Origin of the sequence: Caballeronia terrestris (assembly GCF_001544515.1) — a bacterium.
GTDB lineage: Bacteria > Pseudomonadota > Gammaproteobacteria > Burkholderiales > Burkholderiaceae > Caballeronia > Caballeronia terrestris.
Map to the genome: position 1 here is coordinate 1 of NZ_FCOL02000397.1, position 1,429 is coordinate 1,429.

Below are 1,429 nucleotides of genomic sequence, written 5' to 3' on the forward strand. Positions count from 1 at the left end.
ATTCAGAACGAAGTGCGCGCCCTTACCGCTTCGCGTCGGCGGAAAATGCTTCCCTTCGACGTAAGTCACCTCAAAATTGTTATTGCCGTCCTCATGCATGACATCGTAATTGCCTGACGTCTTTACGACCTCCCACGGCTGAACTATCGCCCGCGATCACATCCTCCGTTAAACTATCGATCGGATTGCAGCAAGGGGCATGCCGTGCTTGCTCATCGACACGGTCCGCCCGCGCTCACTGAACCCGATCGGGCGCGGGCGAACTGGCATATAGTCCAGCGGCCTTGCGCGCCAGGAAAACTACTCAGACGCCGTGTTGAACCCGAGCTAGCGTGTTACTACACGGCCCCGCAGCGGGACGTGGCGCCTATCGACGACAAGCAGTAATCGGCCAGCGGACGAAACGGCTCGCGGGGTAATGGAGGTCCGATTGAGCTCTGGTGGCAGGTCGGAGGAAACGGGCTCTATATCCATGTTGGGTACAAGGCAATCCACCTCGTTCCTCAACAGCAGCCGAACACACTTGCACAAGTGTAGCTGTCACGCCGGAGCAGATGGAGTTGTCGCGGCTGACGGCCGAGAACAAGCGTCTGCAAATGGAGCTTGAGATCGCAAAAAAAAAGCGGCGGCGTACCTCGCGAAGGATCTGCTGTGAAGTACGCTGGATTGACCCGCAGCGCCGTCACCATCCGTTGTTGACGCTGTGCGAGGTCCTCTCGGTCAGTCTGAACGGCTATCGGGCATGGAAGCGCGGCGGCACGCCCGCTGCCAGCGGCTCAGTGACGGGAAGTTGCTGGCGCTCATTCGGGCGATTCATGCCGAGGTCAAAGGCGCTTATGGCTCGCCGCGCATGACCGAGGAAATCCGTTCACGCGGCTTTCCGGCCAGCAAGGCGCGAGTCGAGCGGGTAATGCGCGAGAACCACATCCGGGCGCGGCACAAACGCCGTTACCGCGCGACGACGGACTCGAAGCACAAGCTGCCGGTTGCCGCGAACCTGCTAACAGACAGGAGCTCAAGGTATGCGTCCGCGTAACCCGCCAGCATCAGATCAGCACGAGGCGAGGTTGGCAAGACGGCTCTCTAGGTCTCAGAACGTGCCGTATTGTGCCAGTAGTGCCAGTCCGCGACCGCGACTCGAGTCGGCTTATCGCCGCTCGACGGAACGATCGGAGTCAAGGGTGCCCTACGTCGCGTTCTCCCCACCGAACCCAGACGAAGATGCCAACCCGACACAGGTCTTCATGAGCGAGTCCTGTGACCGAGACGTGTTCGCCCGTGGTCAGCGGCGAAGAAGTCATCGCCTTGCGAACGTTGGCCTCGAAGGGAAACGAGGTATGCGTCTCACGTCGCTTGCAATTACCCACACTCGTCCTGCGCGAGTTCATATCCCAGCTGAATGTCAATCAGACGGCGCATACCGCGCCAC

The 1,429-nt window shown here is 60.1% G+C and carries 2 pseudogenes; one reads left to right on the forward strand and one right to left on the reverse strand.

Annotated elements, in window-relative coordinates:
- Positions 1–539: 539 nt before the first annotated feature.
- Positions 540–1,003: pseudogene (locus AWB67_RS37730) on the forward strand (IS3 family transposase); the annotation flags it as partial.
- Positions 1,004–1,046: 43 nt separating this feature from the next.
- On the opposite strand, the pseudogene AWB67_RS43720 reads toward AWB67_RS37730, so the two are convergent.
- Positions 1,047–1,388 (reverse strand): annotated as a pseudogene (locus AWB67_RS43720) (calcium-binding protein).
- Between the last annotated feature and the right edge of the window lie 41 nt (positions 1,389–1,429).